This is a genomic window from Neobacillus sp. FW104-15D2 (assembly GCF_058790155.1).
Genome location: NZ_JBYTCJ010000001.1, coordinates 294,347 through 315,814, shown reverse-complemented (window position 1 = coordinate 315,814; position 21,468 = coordinate 294,347). Strand labels below are relative to the sequence as shown.

Annotated in this window: 16 protein-coding genes and 1 pseudogene; 1 reads left to right on the top strand and 16 read right to left on the bottom strand. The window is 41.8% G+C overall.

From position 1 onward, the window contains the following. Window positions 1–16: 16 nt before the first annotated feature. The 4 genes from AC3WR0_RS01550 to AC3WR0_RS01535 form a co-directional block, all read right to left on the bottom strand. A complete protein-coding gene (locus tag AC3WR0_RS01550; RefSeq protein ID WP_492550679.1) occupies window positions 17–463 on the bottom strand; it encodes a hypothetical protein in 447 nt (148 codons plus the stop codon). A gap of 160 nt (window positions 464–623) precedes the next feature. Further along, window positions 624–2,519, bottom strand: coding sequence for a DNA mismatch repair endonuclease MutL (mutL, locus tag AC3WR0_RS01545; RefSeq protein WP_492550678.1), 1,896 nt, complete (start codon window positions 2,517–2,519; stop codon window positions 624–626). An 18-nt stretch (window positions 2,520–2,537) separates the two neighbouring features. Continuing rightward, complete coding sequence (mutS, locus tag AC3WR0_RS01540) at window positions 2,538–5,180, bottom strand: DNA mismatch repair protein MutS (RefSeq protein ID WP_492550677.1); 2,643 nt, start codon at window positions 5,178–5,180, stop codon at window positions 2,538–2,540. Window positions 5,181–6,271: 1,091 nt separating this feature from the next. Continuing rightward, the gene (locus AC3WR0_RS01535; protein WP_492550676.1) at window positions 6,272–7,651 is read right to left on the bottom strand and encodes a S8 family serine peptidase; all 1,380 of its coding nucleotides are present in this window, start codon (window positions 7,649–7,651) and stop codon (window positions 6,272–6,274) included. 306 nt (window positions 7,652–7,957) lie between these two features. Here AC3WR0_RS01535 and AC3WR0_RS01530 point away from each other — a divergent pair, with 306 nt between their 5' ends. Then, entirely contained in the window at window positions 7,958–8,497 is a 540-nt protein-coding gene (locus tag AC3WR0_RS01530) for a GNAT family N-acetyltransferase (RefSeq protein WP_492550675.1), read from the top strand. 30 nt (window positions 8,498–8,527) lie between these two features. On the opposite strand, the gene AC3WR0_RS01525 is transcribed toward AC3WR0_RS01530, so the two are convergent. The 12 genes and pseudogenes from AC3WR0_RS01525 to recA all read right to left on the bottom strand — a co-directional run bounded on the left by AC3WR0_RS01525 (window position 8,528) and on the right by recA (window position 21,448). Then, window positions 8,528–8,722: a hypothetical protein gene (locus AC3WR0_RS01525; protein ID WP_027322425.1), complete on the bottom strand. Its 195-nt coding sequence runs from the start codon at window positions 8,720–8,722 to the stop codon at window positions 8,528–8,530. 54 nt (window positions 8,723–8,776) lie between these two features. Next, window positions 8,777–9,169 carry a VOC family protein gene (locus tag AC3WR0_RS01520; protein ID WP_492550714.1) on the bottom strand — a complete coding sequence of 131 codons (393 nt, stop codon included), beginning with the start codon at window positions 9,167–9,169 and terminating at the stop codon, window positions 8,777–8,779. A gap of 348 nt (window positions 9,170–9,517) precedes the next feature. Continuing rightward, window positions 9,518–9,787 (bottom strand): annotated as a pseudogene (locus AC3WR0_RS01515) (VOC family protein); the annotation flags it as partial. A 415-nt stretch (window positions 9,788–10,202) separates the two neighbouring features. Next, entirely contained in the window at window positions 10,203–10,751 is a 549-nt protein-coding gene (locus tag AC3WR0_RS01510) for an outer spore coat protein CotE (protein ID WP_027322423.1), read from the bottom strand. Window positions 10,752–11,020: 269 nt separating this feature from the next. Next, the gene (locus tag AC3WR0_RS01505; RefSeq protein WP_027322422.1) at window positions 11,021–11,461 is read right to left on the bottom strand and encodes a YlbF/YmcA family competence regulator; all 441 of its coding nucleotides are present in this window, start codon (window positions 11,459–11,461) and stop codon (window positions 11,021–11,023) included. Window position 11,462: 1 nt separating this feature from the next. Next, entirely contained in the window at window positions 11,463–13,007 is a 1,545-nt protein-coding gene (gene miaB / locus AC3WR0_RS01500) for a tRNA (N6-isopentenyl adenosine(37)-C2)-methylthiotransferase MiaB (RefSeq protein ID WP_492550674.1), read from the bottom strand. A gap of 410 nt (window positions 13,008–13,417) precedes the next feature. Continuing rightward, a complete protein-coding gene (locus tag AC3WR0_RS01495; RefSeq protein ID WP_492550673.1) occupies window positions 13,418–14,284 on the bottom strand; it encodes a 2-oxoacid:ferredoxin oxidoreductase subunit beta in 867 nt (288 codons plus the stop codon). Beyond that, window positions 14,285–16,021, bottom strand: a complete 1,737-nt coding sequence (locus AC3WR0_RS01490) for a 2-oxoacid:acceptor oxidoreductase subunit alpha (RefSeq protein WP_492550672.1) — start codon at window positions 16,019–16,021, stop codon at window positions 14,285–14,287. It abuts the gene before it with no gap. Between the two features lie 519 nt (window positions 16,022–16,540). Beyond that, a complete protein-coding gene (gene spoVS / locus AC3WR0_RS01485) occupies window positions 16,541–16,801 on the bottom strand; it encodes a stage V sporulation protein SpoVS (protein WP_027322418.1) in 261 nt (86 codons plus the stop codon). A gap of 639 nt (window positions 16,802–17,440) precedes the next feature. Continuing rightward, complete coding sequence (locus tag AC3WR0_RS01480; protein WP_492550671.1) at window positions 17,441–18,238, bottom strand: TIGR00282 family metallophosphoesterase; 798 nt, start codon at window positions 18,236–18,238, stop codon at window positions 17,441–17,443. Between the two features lie 303 nt (window positions 18,239–18,541). Continuing rightward, window positions 18,542–20,101 carry a ribonuclease Y gene (gene rny, locus AC3WR0_RS01475; RefSeq protein ID WP_492550670.1) on the bottom strand — a complete coding sequence of 520 codons (1,560 nt, stop codon included), beginning with the start codon at window positions 20,099–20,101 and terminating at the stop codon, window positions 18,542–18,544. A 306-nt stretch (window positions 20,102–20,407) separates the two neighbouring features. Then, on the bottom strand, window positions 20,408–21,448 hold the full coding sequence (gene recA, locus AC3WR0_RS01470) for a recombinase RecA (RefSeq protein ID WP_492550669.1): 1,041 nt from the start codon (window positions 21,446–21,448) through the stop codon (window positions 20,408–20,410). Between the last annotated feature and the right edge of the window lie 20 nt (window positions 21,449–21,468).

Sequence of the window (21,468 nt, the reverse complement as noted above, 5' to 3'; positions counted from 1 at the left end):
TCTGCAGTTTTTTTCGTTATATATCGATTTGTTTCTTTCTCATTTTATTAAAATAAAGAAAAATAGGCAGTGGAATGACGATGAATCCAAGGCTTTTAATTATTTGGTTTTTGGCGTTTTCCTTGATTCGCGCTTTTTCATCTTTCACCATCTGGTTATAATCTTTGCGGATTTTCTCCTCGGGCACAGTCGCCTTTGTTCCCACTTTTTCCGATACTCTCATCTGATGATAATCCTGATAGTTTTGGTAATAACCTGACGGACTTACCATGTCAGCTGCAGCCATAAAGATGGAAATGCCTCCGCCAATCACCATCATCAGTGTTGCGAACAGCACTAAATACGTATATAAATGTCTAATCACTCTTTCATCCCCCTTCTCTTTGTTTTTCGCGACAAACGCAATGGCAAAGACAATAATCACAACGGGCAAAATTGTTGTCAGCAGGCCAAAAACAAACAATCTACCACCTCATTTCTTCCCAAAAAGATTAACTTTGTATTTTATGTATATCTCTTATGTTACAAATGTTTCCTAAACCTTCCAGAAATATATTTTTTGAAAAAAGGGCAACAAAAAAGCATATGTATCTGTTCGATACATATGCTTTCTATTTAAGTATTTACATAACCCGCTTAAACATTTTCTCCATTTCATAAATCGAATATTGGATAATAATTGGCCTTCCATGCGGGCAGGTGAATGGATCGGATGCCTTCCTTAAATCATTGAGCAGTGTTTGAATTTCATCATTCCGAAGATGGCGGTTCGCTTTAATCGAGCCTTTACAGCTCATCATAATGGCCGACTCTTCTCGAAGCTTTTTAATATCTACTTTTTTCATAGATAAAAGCTGTTCAATAATTTCCTCAATAACTTCCTTTTCCTCACCTTTCGGAAACCACTGAGGGTGAGCGCGGACTATAAAGCTATTAAGTCCGAATTCCTCTAGAAAAATCCCAACCTGTTCAAGTTCTTCTCTGTTTTCTACTATCTTTATACATTCATCAGAGGAGTATTCCAGTGTGAGAGGCACAAGCATTTCCTGAAGCTCCCTCTCTACCTGTCCCACTTTCTCCCTGAAGTATTCATATTTAAGCCGCTCTTGGGCTGCATGTTGGTCAATAATATAGAGGCCCCGTTCATTTTGGGCAAAGATATAGGTTCCATGCATTTGTCCGATAGGGTACATCGGAGGCACCCGGCTCTCAGGCTGCTTAACAGGAGTCTCCTCTTCTGCAAAATCAGCGGTTTCTTCTACGTCAAAATCATAAGATTCGATTTCAGACTCCAAATCATTTTCCAGCTCTGACTTTGAAGTTGTTTCTTCTTTTTGAACTGGGCTCTGAATCGGCACCTTTGTTTCGAGCACCTTTAGAGCCGCGTCCAGACCAGACATAATGCTAGCTGGCGGAACGGTTTCCGTTTCTCTCCGGACCGCTGAAGATGGATTATACGTTTCAAAAGACAGAGTAGTTTGTTCTGACATTGGCTTTTCTTTTTTGATAACAGGTGCACCTGAAGGAATTAATTCCTTTCTTTTAAAGGCATCCTTAATGGTCTTGGTTATCAGATCACTCAGTTCCGCTTCCTTACTGATGCGGACCTCCATTTTAGATGGATGAACATTCACATCTACCAAAAGCGGATCCATTTCGATGTTTAAAAGAACAATAGGATACCGGCCGATTGGGAGAAGTGTATGATACCCTTCCTGAATCGCCTTTGCCATTGCATAGTTCCGAATAAAACGCCCATTAATCATGGTAGAAATATAGTTTCTGGAGGCCCTTGTTACTTCGGGCATGGATGCATACCCACTAATCGTGTAATCAAGGGAACGTCCGGAAATCGGGATTAATTGTTTTGCGATGCTGAGGCCATAAATGGCTGCCAGTACCTGGCGGACATCGCCGTTTCCATTTGTATGCAGCAGCTTGCGCTCATTATGGATCAGGCGAAAGGATATCTCCGGATGAGAAAGGGCTAAACGGTTAACCACATCCGTAATATTTCCGAGCTCGGTATGGATGGTTTTCATATACTTCAAGCGTGCTGGGGTATTAAAAAACAAATCAGTAATGGTAAGATCGGTGCCTTTTCGGCTTGATGACTTTTCGAAGGTTTCCACCTTGCCGCCTTCAATAACAACCCGATGCCCCGCCCCTTCACCAGTTGAGGTTTTCATTTCAAGACGGGAAACAGAGGCAATACTCGGCAGAGCTTCGCCTCTAAAGCCCAATGTCCTTATTCTGAAAAGGTCGGTTTCATTTTTAATCTTGCTTGTTGCATGCCGCTGGAAGGCTGTGAGGACATCCTCTTCTTCAATTCCGTCTCCATTGTCCGTAATCCGGATTTTAGCAAGGCCTGCCTCCTCCACCTCAATCTCGATGATGGTGCTTCCAGCATCAATAGCATTTTCAACTAATTCCTTTACTACCGAAGCAGGCCGTTCAACAACCTCTCCGGCTGCAATTTTATTCGAAAGTGCATCGTCCAGCTGATTAATTTTACCCACGGCCTCCTACCTCCCCGGTTAGTTCTTTAATTTCTTTTGAATTTCATAAAGTGTGTTGATCGCCTGCAATGGAGTAAGGTCCAGTATATCTAAATGCTTTATTTGATCAAGGACTCTTTTTTCCTTAGCAGAAGGTTCATGTTTCTTTGTTTCTTTAGGCTCTTCATCAAAAAATGATAGCTGTGCTGTTTCTTTCGTATCGCGAACAGGAACCGTTTCTTTCACCGCAACAGCTGCAGGCTCACTGGCCATTACAGCCGCGGCAGCTGGAACTGCCTGATAAGAAGGCTGTTCAAGTGCCAATAAAATTTCATTCGCACGCTTAATCAGTTCTGGGGGAAGATCAGCCAGCTGTGCTACATGGATTCCATAGCTCTTGTCAGCCGGTCCTTCTTTAATTTTATGAAGAAAAACAACACTTCCATTATGTTCAATCGCACTTACATGGACATTTTTAAGGTTATCCAGTTCCTCTTCAAGCACGGTCAGTTCATGATAATGCGTGGAAAATAATGTTTTTGCTCCGATTCTGTCATGAATATATTCGATAATCGCCTGCGCCAGGGCCATTCCGTCATATGTGGAAGTACCTCGGCCGATTTCATCGAATAAAATCAAACTGCTTTGAGTTGCATTTTGGATCGCGTTTCTCGCTTCAAGCATTTCCACCATAAAGGTACTTTGTCCGGAAATCAGGTCATCAGCAGCTCCAATCCGTGTAAACACCTGATCAAATACAGGCAATACCGCTTCAGAAGCAGGTACATAGCAGCCTATCTGCGCAAGAATAGCAGTAAGTGCAATCTGGCGCATATAAGTACTTTTACCGGACATATTCGGACCTGTAATCAGCAGGACCTCCCGCTCGGAGTTCATAAAGCAATCATTTGGAACGTATTCCTGTGTATTAAGAACCTTTTCAACAACAGGGTGTCTTCCTTCTTTAATGGCAATTCTTCGGTCATCGGAGAATACAGGCTTTACATAATGCCTGTTTTCACTTACCTCGGCAAAGCATTGAAGGACATCTAGTTCGCTGACTGTTTTGGCAAGAGCCTGCAGTCTTGGAATGTATTCTTTTATCGTTTCGCGAATTTCTGTAAAAAGTTCATACTCTAGCTCACCGCATTTTTCCTCAGCCTGAAGGATTAAGGACTCTTTTTCCTTTAGATCAGGCGTAATGAAACGCTCGGCATTGGTCAGCGTTTGTTTTCTTTCATACTGACCTTCCTGAAGAAGATGAAGGTTAGCTCTTGTCACTTCGATATAGTAGCCAAAAACGCGGTTGTAACCAATCTTTAAGGACTTAATCCCGGTCTTTTCCCTCTCCTGGCGCTCAAGCTGAGCTATCCAGGTCTTACCGTTTCGGCTCGCGTCCCGGTACTGGTCAAGCTGTTCATGGTAACCGTCCTGAATGATGTTCCCATCCTTTATAGATAGCGGAGGATTCTCAATGATAGCTCTATCAAGGAGGTCTGTTACATCCTCACAAGGGTCTAGCTTATCGGCAAGCTGGCGAGTTTCCACAGCTCCAAACCTGCCCATGACGTCTTGTAAAAAAGGAATTTGCATTAAGGAACGCTTTAATTGGACAAGGTCACGTGCATTTACATTTCCAAACGCAACCCGTCCTGCAAGCCGCTCCAAATCATAAACTTCTTTTAATTTTTCACGAAGCTCCTGCCTCTCAAAATAACCATTAATAAAAGTTTCAACTAGTGCATGACGTCTTTCGATCTCTTCCCGGTCAATTAATGGCCTGTCGATCCAGTGCTTGAGCGTTCTTCCGCCCATAGCCGTCATCGTTTCGTCCAAAAGCCATAACAACGAACCTTTTTTTCCTTTAGAACGGATGGTTTCTGTTAATTCCAGATTCCGTTTAGAATAATAATCTATTTTCATATATTGATGGATTTGATAGGTGACAACTGGCTGAAGATGGTCAAGACTTCTTTTTTGAGTCCTGTAAAGATAATTAATCAGCCGCGCAGCTGTCTGGCGCATTTTATCCTGATTCAAGCCTTCCGCTAACTCGGCAAAATGCTCCTCTACCTGTGTATTGTCTTCAAAAGAAAGAGCAAGAACATCCCGCTCGCGCATTTTTTTCTGAAGGTCCCCGTCAAAGCTGCTGCTAATAACGACTTCCTTGGCCCCAAGAACCGCAAGCTCATTCAGCACTTCATCAAAACCGCCAGCTAATAGAGTGACTCGATTTTCACCAGTGGATAAATCATTGTAAGCAAAACCAAAGGTTCCGTCTGGGAATCCCGAAACAGATGCGAGATAGTTATTTTCCTTATCGGATAATCCACGGCCCTCCATCACGGTTCCCGGTGTAATCAACTGAACAACCTCACGGCGGACTACACCCTTTGCCTGCTTCGGATCTTCTGTTTGCTCACAAATCGCCACTTTATAACCTTTTTCAATCAATTGTTCAATATAATTGGCAGCAGAGTGATAGGGGACACCGCACATCGGAATTCTCTCCTCCATGCCACCCTCTCTGCTTGTTAAAGTAATTTCTAGCTCCTGTGATGCTTTAATAGCATCATCAAAAAACATTTCATAAAAATCGCCTAAGCGAAAAAATAAAAAGGCATCCTGATACTCTGCCTTCACTTTTAAGTATTGTTGCATCATCGGCGTATAAGCAGCCATAACTTCCTCCAAAAATGGGTTTCTATCATTCGTGTCTCTTCGACATATAATTATAACACAAAGTGAAACTTCCATCAGCCGTTCGGCTGATGGTTAGTTGAACCAGTTGGGCACTTAGGGGGAGTTTTCAACGTTGATCATTAACACCTTTTTTTCTTTACCTAATTAATTGAAACTACTCCCCCTTAGTGCGGGATAAGATGAAACTTACTTTCAGCGGGATGTTTTTCCGCTTAAAGTTTAGTTGAATGAATCGGGCATTTACGGGGAGTTTTCATGTAATGGTCAGACATTTAGCTTTGCATCGCTATTTAAAATGGTATCGAAATACTCCCCCTTAGTGCGGGATAAGATGAAACTTACTTTCAGCGGGATGTTTTTCCGCTGAAAGTTTAGTTGAATGAATCGGGCATTTACGGGGAGTTTCCAATTAATGGTAAGATATTTATCTTTGCATCGCTATTTAAAATGGTATCGAAATACTCCCCGTTAATGCGGGACAAAGTGAAACTTCCATCAGCCCTTCGGCTGATGGTTAGTTGAACCAGTTGGGGAAGATGTGCATTTTGTTTCTTTTATGGGCAACAACCCTTACTTTCGTGCAAAATACTTTATACCCGGGTATAAGCTTTTATGGAGGTGCATTCATCAGGGGAAATCGTGCATTCCTATACTAAACTCGTGCATTCTTTTAAAAAAACGTGCATTTCTTGTACAAAAGCGTGCATTCCTTGTACAAAAACGTGCATTTCCTTGAATGCGGGAGGGTATTTCCTTTACAATTCGATCTAAATTTTCAGCTATCCAAGGAGTTTTTAAGATAAAAGGCGAGCTTTTTCTAAAAAAAGCATCAATTAGCTGTCTTTTTAACTAAAAAGCACCAAATATTATCGAGGTTGCTACGAATTTACCCACGTAGGTATACAGCCGTGGCAAAAATGGGCGTCCCATACAGGTATACAGCAATGGCAAAAAAAGATGGCGTCCCTTACAGGTATACTGCCATTCCAAAAAAGTGGCCATCCCATATAGGTATACTGCCATTCCAAAAAAGAGGTCGTCCCATAACGGAACGACCCTCTTCCTTCTTACTATTGAAGTGCGTTTACTGCATTAATTAGACCAAATCCAGATTTTCCATCGTAACCTGGCTGGAATACATCCTCAGCGGAAGCTTGAATGATGTGCTTCACTTGGGCTGGAGATAGATTGTCTTTACCATATTTTGCGATGACCACACCAGCAAGTGCAGCTGTTTTAGGTGCTGCCATTGATGTACCTGCATAGTAGGCATATCCATGACCTATCACATTTGCATTAGCATCCAGAACCGGTACAGAACTCAAGCAAAGATATGAATTATCTCTTCCTGTTCTACTAACAGGATCGTAGTTCGGGCCAAGGTCTCCGCCTGGTGCCATAACATCAATTTTTCCTACACCATAGTTGGAATAGAAAGTAAGGTTCTTCTGCGCACCACCTGCTGAGACACGGAGCATGGTCTGGCTGCTTGGGCTGCGGTGGGTAGATCCATTGTCATCTCCGGATAGCTTGCCAGGGCTGCTAATATCTACTGCATCATTTCCAGCCGAACCAACAACAGTTACTCCGTTTTTAATTGCATATTGGATCGCTCTGTTAAATAAGCGGACATCCGCCACTACATCCTTTGTAGCGTACGCAGGATCCTGGAACCAGTCATATCCCCCCAGGGACATGTTTACAACATCGACATTGTCATCGGCTGCAGTCATTAATGCTTTGGCGATATGCGATGTTTCAGCTCCGCCTGTTGGTCCAAACACTCTGTATGCAGCCACTTTTAAGTCTGGGCCAACACCCATAATTCTTCCTTTACCGGCAATAGATCCGGCTACGTGAGTTCCATGCCCGTTTTGATCCATTGGATCGGAGTAGCCAGGTACAAAGGATTTTCCATAAGCATAATTACCCTTTACATCAGGATGATTATAGTCAATTCCTGTATCTACAACTGCTACAACAATATCATCGCCTGAAGTTGTTTTTCCGGTTCCGCCTGGCAGATTCCAGGATGCTCCGTTGTTTGTAACCTGTTTAATATCCCATTGAAGAGCATTGTATAAATCGGCGTTTTGCCCGATGGCATCAGATGCAACAGCTTCCTGATCCACTGGTGTTTCTGGGTAAACCGTATTTTCAGCCCCTGCATCCAATACGAGAGAGGAACTTCTCATTTCATTCAAAAAGTTTGGATTGCTGCTGCTTACCTCAACTGTTCCAAGCTTGCCAAGCTGACTTGTAATGGAACCGCCAGCATCCTTAATCATCTTTTCGTAACCAGTTGGAAGACTATCCGAATTTTTAAATAAAATTATGTAATTCTTGCTCGCACTTTCAGCCTTTACGGAATAAGCCGCACTTCCAAAAATGGCCGAAGCACTTATTGCCAACGCCATGGCACTTCCTATTAATTTTTTCTTTGCTGTCATACTATTCCTCCTATAGTTTTCTTAATATTCATTATATTTGTTTTTCTATTATCCTCAAGAAATACATTTTTCTGAATAATCAACAATATTTCACTCATATGGGTATTAATTCCTCATTTTCCTTAAATAGAAGGGCAGCCCCATTGCCAAATGAGAGACTTTTTTCACATAATAGGCTGTTTTTCACGAATAGCAATTGGGATTTTTCTTTTAAAAATGATTCTTTTTTCATAGCCATTTTTAAAGGCAGGTAATCATAGAATTGTTCACGAAGTATTAATTGAGATAGCCAAAAGGAGAGATAAGATGGCAATTGCAGAACTGGAGACTAAAAGACTTAGATTAATTGAACTAGGTAAAAAACACGCTCCTGAATTATTTGAAATATTATCAATCGAAAAAGTGACTAGATATTACGGCACTGACCCATTCGTCAGTCAGAAAGATGCGGTGAAATTAATCGAGTTATTTCAGAAAAACTTTTCGGAACAAAGAGGAATTCGCTGGGGACTTGTATTAAAGGACAACGGAAAGTTGATTGGAACCGCAGGACTTAATGCTTGCTCCTTTAAACATAGAAGAGCCGAAGTTGGCTATGAAATTCATCCCGATTATTGGAGGAAAGGTTACGCCATTGAAGCTATAAAAGAAATTCTGGATTATAGCTTTGACACCTTGGACTTCTCGAGAATCGGCGCCATCGTTTATCCGGAAAATAAGCCTTCCTGGCAATTGCTTGAAAAGCTTGGTTTTAATAGAGAAGGATTGCTGCGGAGTTATATGTTTCAAAATCAGAAAAGCGAAGATGTCTTTGTTTATTCGATATTAGCCCTAGAATGGGAATAAGCCGGAGAAATCACATCACCGGCTTTTTTTTTATTTTCCTTCGAAAAAGTCCTCGAATTCCTTTGAGTTTTTCTCCTGATAATACGGATTATCCTCGCCAACACTTTTAGGATCAAGATTGGTTTTGATTACTAACATTGGAGTCGAAGGGCTTTCTTCGATGATTCGGTCATTTAGTTCCTTGAAATCGGGCATTTCACTGTTTCCTGGGTTTTTCTTTTCCAAAGTATGCACCTCCTCATAGAATAGAGTGCATTACTTTTTCCCATTTATGTGTTTTTAACCGATTCCAGGTGTATTCATTAAAACTATCCTCCAGCCTTCGGGATCCTCAATGGTGATTCCGCCCCTGCCCCAATACGGATTTTCCGGTTCCGTCTCTGGATACCCCATTAAATTAAGCTTCTCCGCAATCCTGTCCCTCTCAAATATATTTGGTAAATAAAAGACGAGAAGGTTTTCCTTTGTGGGAATTGCTAGTTCTGATGGCTGCTCTGTTTGTGTAAATTCAAGATGAGCACTGTTATCCGGCAGCCCCAGCATAATTCCGTCATATCCATCATGAGCGCGAAACTCACCAATCTTTTTCAATCCCAGCCCATCATGATAAAACTCATATAGTCGATCAATCTGATTAGTTGGCCGGGCAATTCTTACCTGGACAGCTGGCATGGTTCCTTCCCACTCTTTTCGGATTTTAATTTCATATGGATAATGGTCATGACGGATATGTCCCGGTACTTCTCCAGAGACAATTACGCTGATTGGGTGGACGGTAGCTTCGTTCTCGGTCGGGTACCAATGACGGCCTTCCTTTACCATCACAAACACACCATTTTCGTCACCAAAGAATGAAAACGTATCACTTTCCCGCTTAAATATATTTAGCTTATAATCCTCTAGCTCAGATTGGAATTGAGCGATATTCTCTACTGGGAGTCCGATTTCACCGACATCATGCCAGCCTTTTGCCCCGCCTTCTCTACTCCATGTATACGGGCGCTCAAGCAATTCAAGAATATTGCCGTCCGGATCAGTGAAATACGCCTGCCTTCCCTTCCAAAACATGCTGTAGCTTCCCTCTTCATCGGGCAGAAGGAGGTTTTTTAATGATAATTTTTCAAACATGTCTTCAAAAAATTCATCATTGGTCCTAAAACATAAATGGTAGCATGGAATGCTTTCATCTTTTTCAAAAACTAGTTTGGTGGTTCCTGCCATTACGGCAAAATGGTTTTTTGACTCGCTAACAAGCTGCATTTCCAATACATCCGTATAAAATCCTTTCATTTCCTCAAGCCTGAAGCTCTTAATATTGAGCTGATAGATTTTCATTTCGATCACTCCCTTGCCTTTATTATAGGAGGATCAATAAAGAGGGTCTTCCTTCTTTAGTCGTAGTCGTCACTCGTTAATTATGCTGAGATACTTTTAAAAAATGCTTTGTTAAAGCTCATTGTTGATTTTTCCGTAATTTGATTGAAGCAAAAGGCGCGAGACTCCGCGGAAATCCTCCATTATACTTATGCAAAATTTCGCCTTTCCTCGTGTTATGGCATTTCCTTTTTGTGCGTGGGCGATTCCAACGTGCTATTTAATGTCCTTAAGAGAGACCCCGCAGGTGCATTGCGCCGAGGAGCGGAAAACAAGATTAACAAATCCTAAAAAAAAGAAAAACTAGGAAGCAAACCTTCCTAGTTAACTTTTATTCCTCTTCGGATCCGATAAGGAAATCTGGATTTAACTCTTCGAACTCCTCGTCTTCAACCACTGTGCCCCATTCCTCTTCTTCGCAATCCTTGCAGGCTTCAGGATTTACTTTTACGCAAACCTTTGTCTCGCCGATTACTTCAATAAGGAATTCTCTTTCTGCATTAACAATGATTTTATTTCCATTTGGAGAAATCACTGCTTCAACACAGTTCGGCTGCTGCAGAACTTTGGCAATTACTTCTTTATCGCCCATAACATCGTGGTCGCGATATTTAAGCTTAATGGTATCGGTATAAGTAACCCGTTCAGTGACAACCTCGGTCTTGGTATTATCGTTATAGGAGTACCAAAGGTTAACGTCAAAGTGGCCGGTTACCTCTACTGTCTTACCATGTTTTTTCGCTTCGTATTTATGGTTGATAATCCAACAGCCAAGAATGCTGGTAGGATTGTGTGCCGGGCAAATCGTATGATTGGACTGGGTGAATTTACGTCCTTTCGCTACGACCGCTTTGGTTATAATCTCTCTATAATCTCCCATTTCGAGCGAACCCTCCTCTTTCAGTTTCATTTCATCCTATGCGTTTGTCACGATTGTTGTGCGATAAAATTTATAAACCCTGGATAAAAGTTTAGTCATAATTCATCTTATGCGCTGATTTTTGGGATGTTCCCATTAACCACAAACGGGTTTCAGCTCAGCTCGTCACGATATAGTATGAAATAGGAGGTGAATATAGAATTGACTATTGTAATCTTTGTAAAAAAAAAGAACCAGAGCTTTTATAAGCCTGGTTCAATTAAAGCCTATTAATGATTATGGCCGTGATCGCAACCTTCATCATTTTGAAGCGCTGCTCCTGTTTCACCGCGTAAAACATCGCCGCCTGTTGACTCGATAAGTTGATCGGTTACAGTATTAGAAATAGTTGAAGCAATGAGCTGAAGCAGTTCATTGACTTCAAGCTGTGACTGTTTGAATTCCTGTACTACCGGAATATCGTCTAGTTCCTGTTCAATGGAAGTAATTTTATCCTCCACTTTTTTAAGGGCCTCAGGCTTACCGTAATGCTGCAGGTTAACAGCTTGTTTCTGAAGGCCTTTAATGTCACTGATCAGGCTGCTTACCTTTTGATTGCTGTGAATTTGTGCTTCTGCACGTTTAAAGAAATCCACTTCTTCTGTTTCGGAGATCATGCCTGCCAATTCCATGGCACGAGCCACGATATCGTCTTTTGTAAATTTTGCCACCTTATTTCACCTCTGCTGTTTGTAGTTCTTCTACCATTTCCCCGTTTAATGACCATGTTTTTGCATCCGTAATTTTCACTTTAACGATTTTTCCGATTGCAGTTTTAGGTCCAATAAAGTTTACAAGCTTGTTTTTACTTGTATATCCTGCAAGGACGTCAGGATTATTTTTGCTTTCCCCATCAACAAGAACTTCCAATGTCTGGCCGACGTATTTCTTATTGGCCAATGCTGAAAACTCATTTACTAGCGCATTCAAACGCTGCAAACGTTCTTTCTTCACCGCAAGCGGTACATTGTCCACCATTTTTGCTGCAGGCGTACCCTCGCGCGGTGAGTAGATAAATGTATAAGCAGAATCAAAGCCTACTTCGCGATACAGGGAGAGTGTTTCCTCAAACTGCTCTTCTGTCTCGTTAGGATAACCAACAATAATATCAGTTGTAAAAGCGACATCCGGAATGGCTGTTTTAATTTTACGTGCAAGCTCCAGGTAATGCTCTCTTGTATATTTTCTAGCCATGATTTTTAATACATCCGTTGATCCTGACTGAACAGGAAGATGGATGTGGTCCATCAGATTGCCGCCTTTAGCAAGCACCTCAATAAGATGGTCATCAAAATCACGCGGATGGCTTGTTGTAAAACGAATACGCGGGATATCGATTTTTCTGATTTCCTCCATCAAATCGCCGAGACCATATTTCAAATCCTCGAAGTCTTTACCGTAGGCGTTCACGTTCTGGCCTAGCAGAGTAATTTCCTGATAGCCATGTGCGGCCAGCTGGCGTACTTCCTGGATAATCTCCTCTGGTCTGCGGCTCCGTTCTTTTCCGCGTGTATAAGGAACGATACAATACGTACAGAACTTGTCACAGCCGTACATTATATTTACCCATCCCTTGATATTTCCGCGGCGGACCTTTGGAAGATTTTCAATGACGTCTCCCTCTTTGGACCAAACCTCGATCACCATTTCTTTGGACATATAGGCTTCATTCAAAATTTGAGGCAGACGGTGGATATTATGTGTTCCAAAAATCATATCCACTTGGTTATACGTCTTTAAAATTTTGTTGACTACAGATTCTTCCTGGGACATACATCCGCAGACGCCAATTAGAAGATCAGGTTTTTGAGTTTTTAAATGCTTTAAATGGCCAAGCTCGCCAAATACTTTATTTTCCGCATTTTCACGGATTGCACAAGTATTCAAGAGGATTACATTGGCATCTTCTGTATTATCCGTTGGCTCATATCCGAGTGCCATAAAGATTCCTGCCATAACCTCGGTGTCATGCTCATTCATCTGGCAGCCGTAAGTACGGATATAGAACTTGCGGCCTTCGCCCATACCCCTGAATTCATCAGAAATAGCGAAGTCGTTATGATATTTAACTTCTTCTTTACCACGCTTTTTTGCATCCTTCAAGGAAGGAGCTGTAATAACGGTTTCGAAGTATTTGCTGTAATCCTTTGCGGATTTTTTGTCCGAAGAATTACCTGCGTTTGCCTGCTGGCCTTTTAAGCGCTGCTTTTCGTTCATTTTTCTGAATCCCCTTTCTTTACTAGTGGAATTTATACGTTATATACGAACATTATTATAGTATATAGCGTATCAGGCTCTAAAACAATAGCAAATACAGGCTGGACCTTATGTACCGGCACACTATAGCTAGTTTTATATCCTTCAATATGGACACGCCCCTATCAGAGTTGGCCAAATTTTCGGTTTTGCATGCCGCTAGTTAGTTTACGCACCAATTGCAGATTGCAGAGCGCGGAGCTCGGAACCTTGCGCGCCAAATTTCCAGCATTTTGATCCGAGCAGGTATTATACTCATATACAAGAATTCAATTCTATCTTTCTTATCCGATTTAAGCTGTGACACCCATCACTTGAACAATTATTTGCAGAAAAAAAACGCGGGAAGGATTCCCGCGTTAGTCTGCTTATTACACGAATTCAGCAACCAATTTATCAAAATGTGCCTGGTCAAGCTGAAGGTCGGCTTGGCTAAGTGGAGTCTCAGAATATCCATATACCATTTCCTGATAGGATGGACGCTCAAGATTTTGATAGATAAGGCCAGTTACAAGGCCATTATGCCTCATCAAAGTCTGCATAGCAAGTTCACGGTTGTTCGGATCATAGCCTTCAACAGTGCTAAGCTTAGTAAGGTTTTCTTTAAACCAGTCATATGTGTTTACTTTATTGTAAGTAACACATGGGCTGAATACGTTGATTAAAGAGAAGCCTTTATGATTGATCCCTGCTTCAATTAAAGCAGTAAGATCTTTTAAGTCAGTAGAGAAGCTTTGTGCTACAAAAGTTGCTCCAGCAGTAAGTGCCATTTCCATTGGAGAAATAGCCTGTTCAATTGAACCCTGAGGAGTTGATTTTGTTTTAAAGCCAGCAGCAGAACGTGGTGATGTCTGCCCTTTAGTCAAACCATAAATTTGGTTATCCATTACGATATAAGTGATATCGATATTACGGCGGATTGCATGGATGGTATGTCCCATACCAATTGCGAAGCCATCGCCGTCACCACCGGAAGCAAGAACGGTAAGGTCACGGTTAGCCATTTTAACTCCCTGTGCAATAGGAAGTGAGCGGCCATGAATACCATGGAAACCATAAGAGTTAATATAACCGGAAATACGGCCCGAACAACCGATACCGGAAATTAAAGCAAGATTTTCAGGTTCCAGACCAACATTTGCAGCAGCACGCTGAATTGCAGCCTGAACAGAGAAGTCGCCACAGCCAGGGCACCAGTTCGGTTTTACATTGTTTCGAAATTCTTTAAAAGTGGCCATTTAGAACAACTCCTTTACTTTTGTGTAAACTTCGTGAGGAAGGAATGGATTTCCATCATATTTTACATGCTTAACGATTTTCTCAGCATGTCCAACATTCATTTTCATGATATTTGCCAGCTGTCCAGTAGCATTATTTTCAACAACAACTACCTTCTTAGCTGAACGTACAAGTGGAAGAACTTCATCAGTCGGGAATGGATGAATCAAGCGGATCTGAGCATGATTCACTTTTACTCCGTCATTTTGAAGACGTAACATTGCTTCTTCGATCGCACCTCTTGTAGAGTTAAATCCAACAATTAATACATCAGCATCTTCGTGTGGTGCATTTTTGTAAACTGGAGTATTGAATCGGATGTTTTCAACTTTACGGAAACGCTTATCCATTTGCGCAATTCTGTTCGCAGCAGATTCAGATGGCTTTCCTGTTTCGTCATGCTCTACACCTGTAACGTGGTGAATTCCATTTTTCATACCTGGAATAACACGTGGAGAAACTCCATCAGCTGTAACTTCATATCGCTTGAAGTAAGCGCCGCCTTCTGTTGCAGGAACTTCGCCCTGAACAAGCTTTCCGCGTCTGATTTCAACCTTGCTGAAGTCAAGCGGTTCAACAGTTTGCTTACCTAATGAAAGCTGAAGGTCAGAAAGTACAATTACCGGACACTGATATTCTTCAGCAAGGTTAAATGCTTCTGCAGTATCGTAGAAAGCTTCTTCTACTGTACTTGGAGCAAGAACGATTTTTGGAATTTCTCCATGTGTTCCGTAAATCATAGCCATCAAGTCAGATTGCTCCTGCTTGGTTGGAAGTCCTGTAGAAGGGCCGCCACGCTGAGTATCTACGATAACAAGCGGAGTTTCTGTAATCCCGGATAAGCCGATTGCTTCCATTTTTAAAGATAATCCAGGACCGGCGGATGCTGTAATTGAACGAACACCAGCATAGTTAGCGCCGATTGCCATTGTACAAGCAGCAATCTCATCTTCCGTCTGGATAACTGTACCGCCAAGGGCAGGTAATTTTTTAATAAGGTATTCCATGATCTCAGAAGCAGGAGTAATAGGGTAGGCAGCCATAAAGCGGCAGCCTCCAGCAATAGCTCCTAATGCGATTGCATCGTTACCGATCATGAACAGGCGCTTATTGCCATCTGCTTTTTCAAGCTGCATGGTTTCTACCCCTGCTCCAAGCTGTTCTTTCATATAATCAAAACCGGCTTTAATGGCTTCCATGTTTTTGTCTACTACCTGCTGGCCTTTGCGTCCGAAAATCTCTTTAACTACTTCTACAAAAACAGTAATATCAAGATCCAGAACAGCAGAAGTCGCACCGATCGCAACCATGTTTTTCATTAAAGAAGTACCGAGCTCTGTGGCAATCTCTGTAAATGGTACCGCATACATTGCTGCTTGTGTATCAGCTGGCGGTTTTGGATCAAACTTGGAATCAGCCATGATAACGCCGCGGCTATGTAATTCTTTATAGTTTAAGTCTATTGTTTCCTGATCAAACGCTACTAGAATGTCCAAATCATCAGAGATGGAACGTACTTCAGTTGTGCTTACTCTGATTTTATTATTTGTATGTCCGCCTTTAATTCTGGAAGAAAAGTGACGGTATCCATATAAATAATACCCCAGGCGATTCAACGCGATGGAAAAAATTTCTCCTGTACTCTCGATTCCTTCCCCCTGCTGTCCGCCAACTTTCCACGAAAGTTGATTGATCATGTCTTACACCCCTTTATATACGTAAGAAAATATGTAAAAAACATTAATATTTGTACAGCACGCTCCAAAAAATTAACTAGACTTTTAACCTAGCACTTTAAAGGACTAAAAATTATTTTCAGGAGATGTACTAAACGCTTACAATTCTAGACCTATAGAAGTGAAAATGCAACCCTTTCAAGATAAATATTGTCTAAAATATGAATATTTTTTCATTATTTAAATAATGAACGAATACTGTTCCAAGAAGCTAAGTAATTAACTAGCTAAAAAGCTTGTTTTTAAGGATATTTCCTCTTTTTAATTTTTAATATCTTTATATTAAAAACCATCAACTTGTATTTTAGAATAGTATTATTGCCATTCGTTTTTCCCTTTTTTAAAGTTACTTATAAAAGCTCTCAGATAAACGGATCCTCATCTGCTTTTCCTATTTATTTCCGCAAGAAAAAAGCCTGCTTGATACCAAGCAGGCTAAGACTTTGTTTTTGCGGTTTTTTCAAACCAGCCCTTTCTCTTTCAACGAGGTTCAACAATTAGCTTTATCGCTGTTCGTTCTTCTCCGTCAATTAAAATATCTGTAAATGCCGGGATACAAATTAAATCAACTCCGCTGGGTGCTACAAACCCTCTGGCAATCGCAACTGCTTTTACAGCTTGATTCAATGCACCCGCTCCAATTGCCTGGATTTCTGCGTTCCCTTTTTCACGGAGAACTCCGGCAAGCGCACCAGCTACAGAATTAGGATTAGATTTTGCTGAAACTTTTAATATATCCATTCCTGGCTCCTCCTTGTATAATCCCGATCCCGCATGACAATTCATGAACCAAATCAGGTATATATATCATTCCACTGCTACTATATTCAGCCAATAAAAAACATATTCCGGCTTGGTCAAAAAAAGGCGTATTGATATACTTTTTTTGGAGGAGTTTTCACTTTTAAAGATGGCTTTTTTAATTTTAATGTGATATCCACTTCTTTCGCTTGCTTTCCGCGGGTGGTTTGAGAGCCAGTCAAATTTCAAAGGCTAGCCCTTTGAGGTCGCTTCAGCCCTCATTAGGTTAAGGAAAAGAACAACTTCACCGTCAGGCCTTCGACATACACGAAGTGCTAGTGCCGGCGTCGCCACAAGACGTGGCGGTTTAGCCGGCCAGCGCTTGTCTAGGCTGAACAAATCAATCACTTCTGTTCTACTATCTCCTCGGCTCTATGCCCTGGGTTGTCTCCCTTGACCCGCTTTTTCCGCAGGTCATTATAATAGCATCTCAGGTTAACACGCACGATGGAAATGCGAATGCACTTTCGAGGAATCGCACACTGCTCCAATCAAAACGGTTCCAGAAATCACCATGGACCTCTAACATAACGTAAAAGACAAAACCCCGGCATTAGTGTATGCCGGGGTAATTGTAATTTATGAAAAGAAAGGGTTGTCACCATTTATAAGGATTCGCTGGGTTTTCTTAGCCAAGCCAGTCTTACGGTCCAATTCAATATAAACTGCACTTAACTGGGCCCTTCCTTCTTTAGGAACCTCGAATCGAACAGGAAGTGAAGTCAAAAATCTTTTCATTACCGGTTCTTTCTCCACTCCAAGAATTCCATCATAAGGACCTGTCATGCCTACATCTGTCAGATAGGCTGTTCCGCCCGGCAGAATGCGGTTATCCGCCGTCTGTACATGAGTATGAGTACCAACCACAGCTGATACTTTCCCGTCAAGATACCAGCCCATCGCTTGCTTTTCACTCGTTACTTCAGCATGGAAGTCCACAAAAATAAATGGAGTTCTTTCTCTTGCCTCCGCAACCAATTCATCAGCCTTTCTAAATGGACAATCAAGTGGCGCCATAAAGGTTCTGCCCTGCAAATTAATAACTGCAACTTCTAGATCATTCATTTTAACAAAAACAATTCCCTTCCCAGGTGTTCCCTCGGGAAAATTTCCAGGACGAACAAGGTACTTGGCAGAATCAATAAATTCAAAGATTTCCCGGTTATCCCATGCATGGTTGCCGAGAGTTACTGCCTGTGCCCCAGATTCCAAAAATGAACGGTATATTTGTTCAGTGATCCCTTTGCCTCCGGCCGCATTTTCACCATTGATGATGGTCATTTGCGGGCGAAATTTTTCTTTAAGCTTAGGCAGGTACTCCTTAACCATATCTCTGCCTGGCGAACCTACCACATCACCGATAAATAATATATTCATGATAAAGCCCCTAACGTAATTAAAATTTGCCTTATTAAAATTGTAACACAATAGGATGTGAATTACCCACCTTCCCCTGGTCCAATTTCGTTTCAGCAAAGAACAAAAGGCGCAAGCGCCCTGATCAGCCCCAACAGGCATAAGACGAATCACGCAGGAAATCCTGATTTCTGGAGTGGTTTGGCTTATGACCCCGAGGGGCTGGGCGCTGAAGCTAGATTCCAATAACTTTATTTGGTTTATCTACAAGATTAAAATATATAGTTTCCTTAACAAAAATAAAGCGGTGCTGAAAGCACCGCTTTATTTTGCGTATTCTACGGCCCGTGTTTCACGGATAACCGTTACTTTAATATGCCCTGGATAATCCAGTTCTTCCTCGATCCGCTTTCGGATATCCCTAGCTAGTCTATGAGCAGCAAGGTCGTCGATCGCTTCCGGTCGGACAATGATTCTTACTTCACGGCCAGCCTGAATGGCGAAGGATTTTTCTACACCTTCATAAGACTCAGAAATTTCTTCAAGCTTTTCAAGACGGCGAATATAGTTCTCAAGTGTTTCACTGCGTGCTCCTGGTCTTGCAGCAGATAAAGCATCCGCAGCTGCTACCAGTACTGCAATTGTAGAAGTTGGTTCTGTGTCACCATGGTGGGAAGCAATACTGTTAATAACAACAGGATGCTCCTTGTACTTGGTGGCAAGTTCAACACCAATCTCTACATGGCTTCCTTCCACTTCATGGTCAATTGCTTTCCCAATATCATGAAGCAAGCCTGCACGGCGGGCAAGTGTTTCATCCTCGCCAAGCTCTGCAGCAAGCAAACCTGAAAGCTGTGCAACTTCCATCGAATGCTTGAGTACATTCTGTCCATAACTTGTACGGTACTTAAGTCGGCCAAGAATTTTGATAAGGTCTGGATGCAAGCCATGAACTCCAACCTCAAAGGTTGTTTGTTCTCCAATTTCGCGGATATGCTCATCCACTTCACGGCGGGCCTTGTCAACCATTTCCTCAATTCGAGCCGGATGAATTCGTCCGTCCTGGACTAATTTTTCCAATGCCAACCTTGCTGTTTCACGGCGGATTGGGTCAAATCCTGAAAGAATAACTGCTTCCGGAGTATCGTCAATAATTAGGTCGATACCTGTCAGCGTTTCAAGTGTTCTGATGTTTCGTCCTTCACGGCCAATGATACGGCCTTTCATTTCATCATTTGGAAGGTTAACAACAGAAACAGTTGTTTCGGCAACATGGTCAGCAGCGCAACGCTGGATTGCGAGTGAAAGAATTTCTTTTGCCTTTTTGTCACTTTCCTCTTTGGCGCGATTTTCGCTTTCTTTAATCATAATTGCAAGATCATGAGTCAATTCTTTCTCAGTTTTCTCCAAAATGATTGATTTAGCTTCATCGCGAGTCAAGCTTGAGATCCGTTCGAGTTCAGTTTGTTGTGCTCGTACCATCTCGTCCACTTTGCTTTCCATCTCTTCAATATGCTGTTGTCTTTGGTTCAGAGAATCATCTTTTTTCTCTAGAAGAATTTCTCGCTTATTAAGCGTTTCATCTTTTCGGTCTAAATTCTCTTCTCTTTGCAGTAAACGGTTTTCTTGTTTTTGTAGCTCATTTCTTCGTTCACGAACCTCACGTTCAGCTTCAGTACGAAGCTTGTGAATTTCATCCTTTGCTTCAAGCAGTGCTTCCTTTTTCATAGCATCCGCGTCACGCTTTGCATCCTCTATGATTTGGTCTGCTGCACTTTTTGCGCCTGCTATTTTTGTTTCAGCAATGGATTTACGTATTAGATATCCAACAACTGCACCGACGATAAGGCCAAGCAAAATGGAGATGATTGTAATGGGTTCCATCGTTACACCTCCTCTTGCTATGAACTTTTAATTACGTTTTTTTAAGTGTCGACATGTATATTGTTTTGCTCAACATACTGCAAGCACCATGATTTTTAAACGGTGTAATATTACCAAAAATGTAAAATATACATGTTAATTGTACCGATGTGTCAATGTATTGTCAAGGGTTTGTCCTTAATGACTTTTTAAATATTTAGAATTTATTTCCCAAGAAAGTAACTCTTGATCCGATAAATCATGTATAATAATTCATCTTTGTGTATAGAAAAAAGCAAAGCCGAATCTCAGGCTTTGCTTCATACATTAGTCTATTAACTCAAACTGATCTGGTTCTTCTGTTTCATTAATCACTTTCTCTTCGTCCAGACCATAATGGCTGCGGATTTTCCCTGAGATTTCAAGACGAACAGCAGGATTTTCCTTAAGGAATTGCTTGGCATTTTCACGGCCCTGTCCAAGTCGCTCCTCATTATAGGAGTACCAGGAGCCGCTCTTTTGCACGATATCCAACTCTGAACCAAGGTCAATGGTTTCTCCTTCTTTGGAGATTCCTTCTCCATACATAATGTCCACTTCAGCAGTACGGAATGGAGGAGCTACCTTATTCTTAACAACTTTAATTTTTGTTTTGTTTCCGACAATATCATTGCCCTGCTTTAGAGCCTCTGCACGGCGCACTTCCAGACGAACGGTTGAGTAGAATTTAAGCGCACGTCCACCAGGGGTAGTTTCAGGGTTACCAAACATAACGCCAACTTTTTCACGAATTTGGTTGATGAAGATGGCAATCGTTTTGGATTTATTGATGGCACCTGATAATTTACGAAGAGCCTGGGACATCAAACGAGCCTGCAAACCAACGTGTGCGTCACCCATTTCTCCTTCAATCTCAGCTTTTGGAACAAGAGCCGCGACTGAGTCGATAACGATAATTTCAACAGCTCCGCTTCGTACAAGAGCTTCTGCAATCTCAAGCGCCTGCTCACCTGTATCCGGCTGCGAAAGAAGAAGTTCATCGATATTTACTCCAAGCTTATGTGCATAAGCAGGATCAAGAGCGTGCTCAGCATCAATAAAAGCGGCCACTCCGCCTTGTGCCTGAACCTCGGCAATTGCATGAAGAGCTACAGTTGTTTTACCTGAACTTTCAGGACCATAAATCTCAATTACACGTCCTCTAGGATATCCGCCCACCCCTAATGCAGCATCCAATGCAAGGGAACCACTTGGGATAGTAGAAACTCTTCGATCTGTCTGTTCTCCGAGTTTCATAATAGAACCTTTTCCAAATTGCTTTTCTATTTGTTTTAGGGCCATTTCTAAGGCAGCCTGACGATCACTCACTATGTGTTTCCTCCTTTTAT

Bases quoted from the DNA above. Each gene is read 5' to 3' on its own strand.
- mutS (WP_492550677.1), bottom strand. From the start codon at position 5,180: ATGGCTGCTTATACGCCGATGATGCAACAATACTTAAAAGTGAAGGCA.
- AC3WR0_RS01535 (WP_492550676.1), bottom strand. From the start codon at position 7,651: ATGACAGCAAAGAAAAAATTAATAGGAAGTGCCATGGCGTTGGCAATA.
- AC3WR0_RS01530 (WP_492550675.1), top strand. From the start codon at position 7,958: ATGGCAATTGCAGAACTGGAGACTAAAAGACTTAGATTAATTGAACTA.
- AC3WR0_RS01520 (WP_492550714.1), bottom strand. From the start codon at position 9,169: ATGCCAGCTGTCCAGGTAAGAATTGCCCGGCCAACTAATCAGATTGAT.
- AC3WR0_RS01510 (WP_027322423.1), bottom strand. From the start codon at position 10,751: ATGGGAGATTATAGAGAGATTATAACCAAAGCGGTCGTAGCGAAAGGA.
- miaB (WP_492550674.1), bottom strand. From the start codon at position 13,007: ATGAACGAAAAGCAGCGCTTAAAAGGCCAGCAGGCAAACGCAGGTAAT.
- AC3WR0_RS01495 (WP_492550673.1), bottom strand. From the start codon at position 14,284: ATGGCCACTTTTAAAGAATTTCGAAACAATGTAAAACCGAACTGGTGC.
- AC3WR0_RS01490 (WP_492550672.1), bottom strand. From the start codon at position 16,021: ATGATCAATCAACTTTCGTGGAAAGTTGGCGGACAGCAGGGGGAAGGA.
- spoVS (WP_027322418.1), bottom strand. From the start codon at position 16,801: ATGGATATATTAAAAGTTTCAGCAAAATCTAATCCTAATTCTGTAGCT.
- AC3WR0_RS01480 (WP_492550671.1), bottom strand. From the start codon at position 18,238: ATGAATATATTATTTATCGGTGATGTGGTAGGTTCGCCAGGCAGAGAT.
- rny (WP_492550670.1), bottom strand. From the start codon at position 20,101: ATGGAACCCATTACAATCATCTCCATTTTGCTTGGCCTTATCGTCGGT.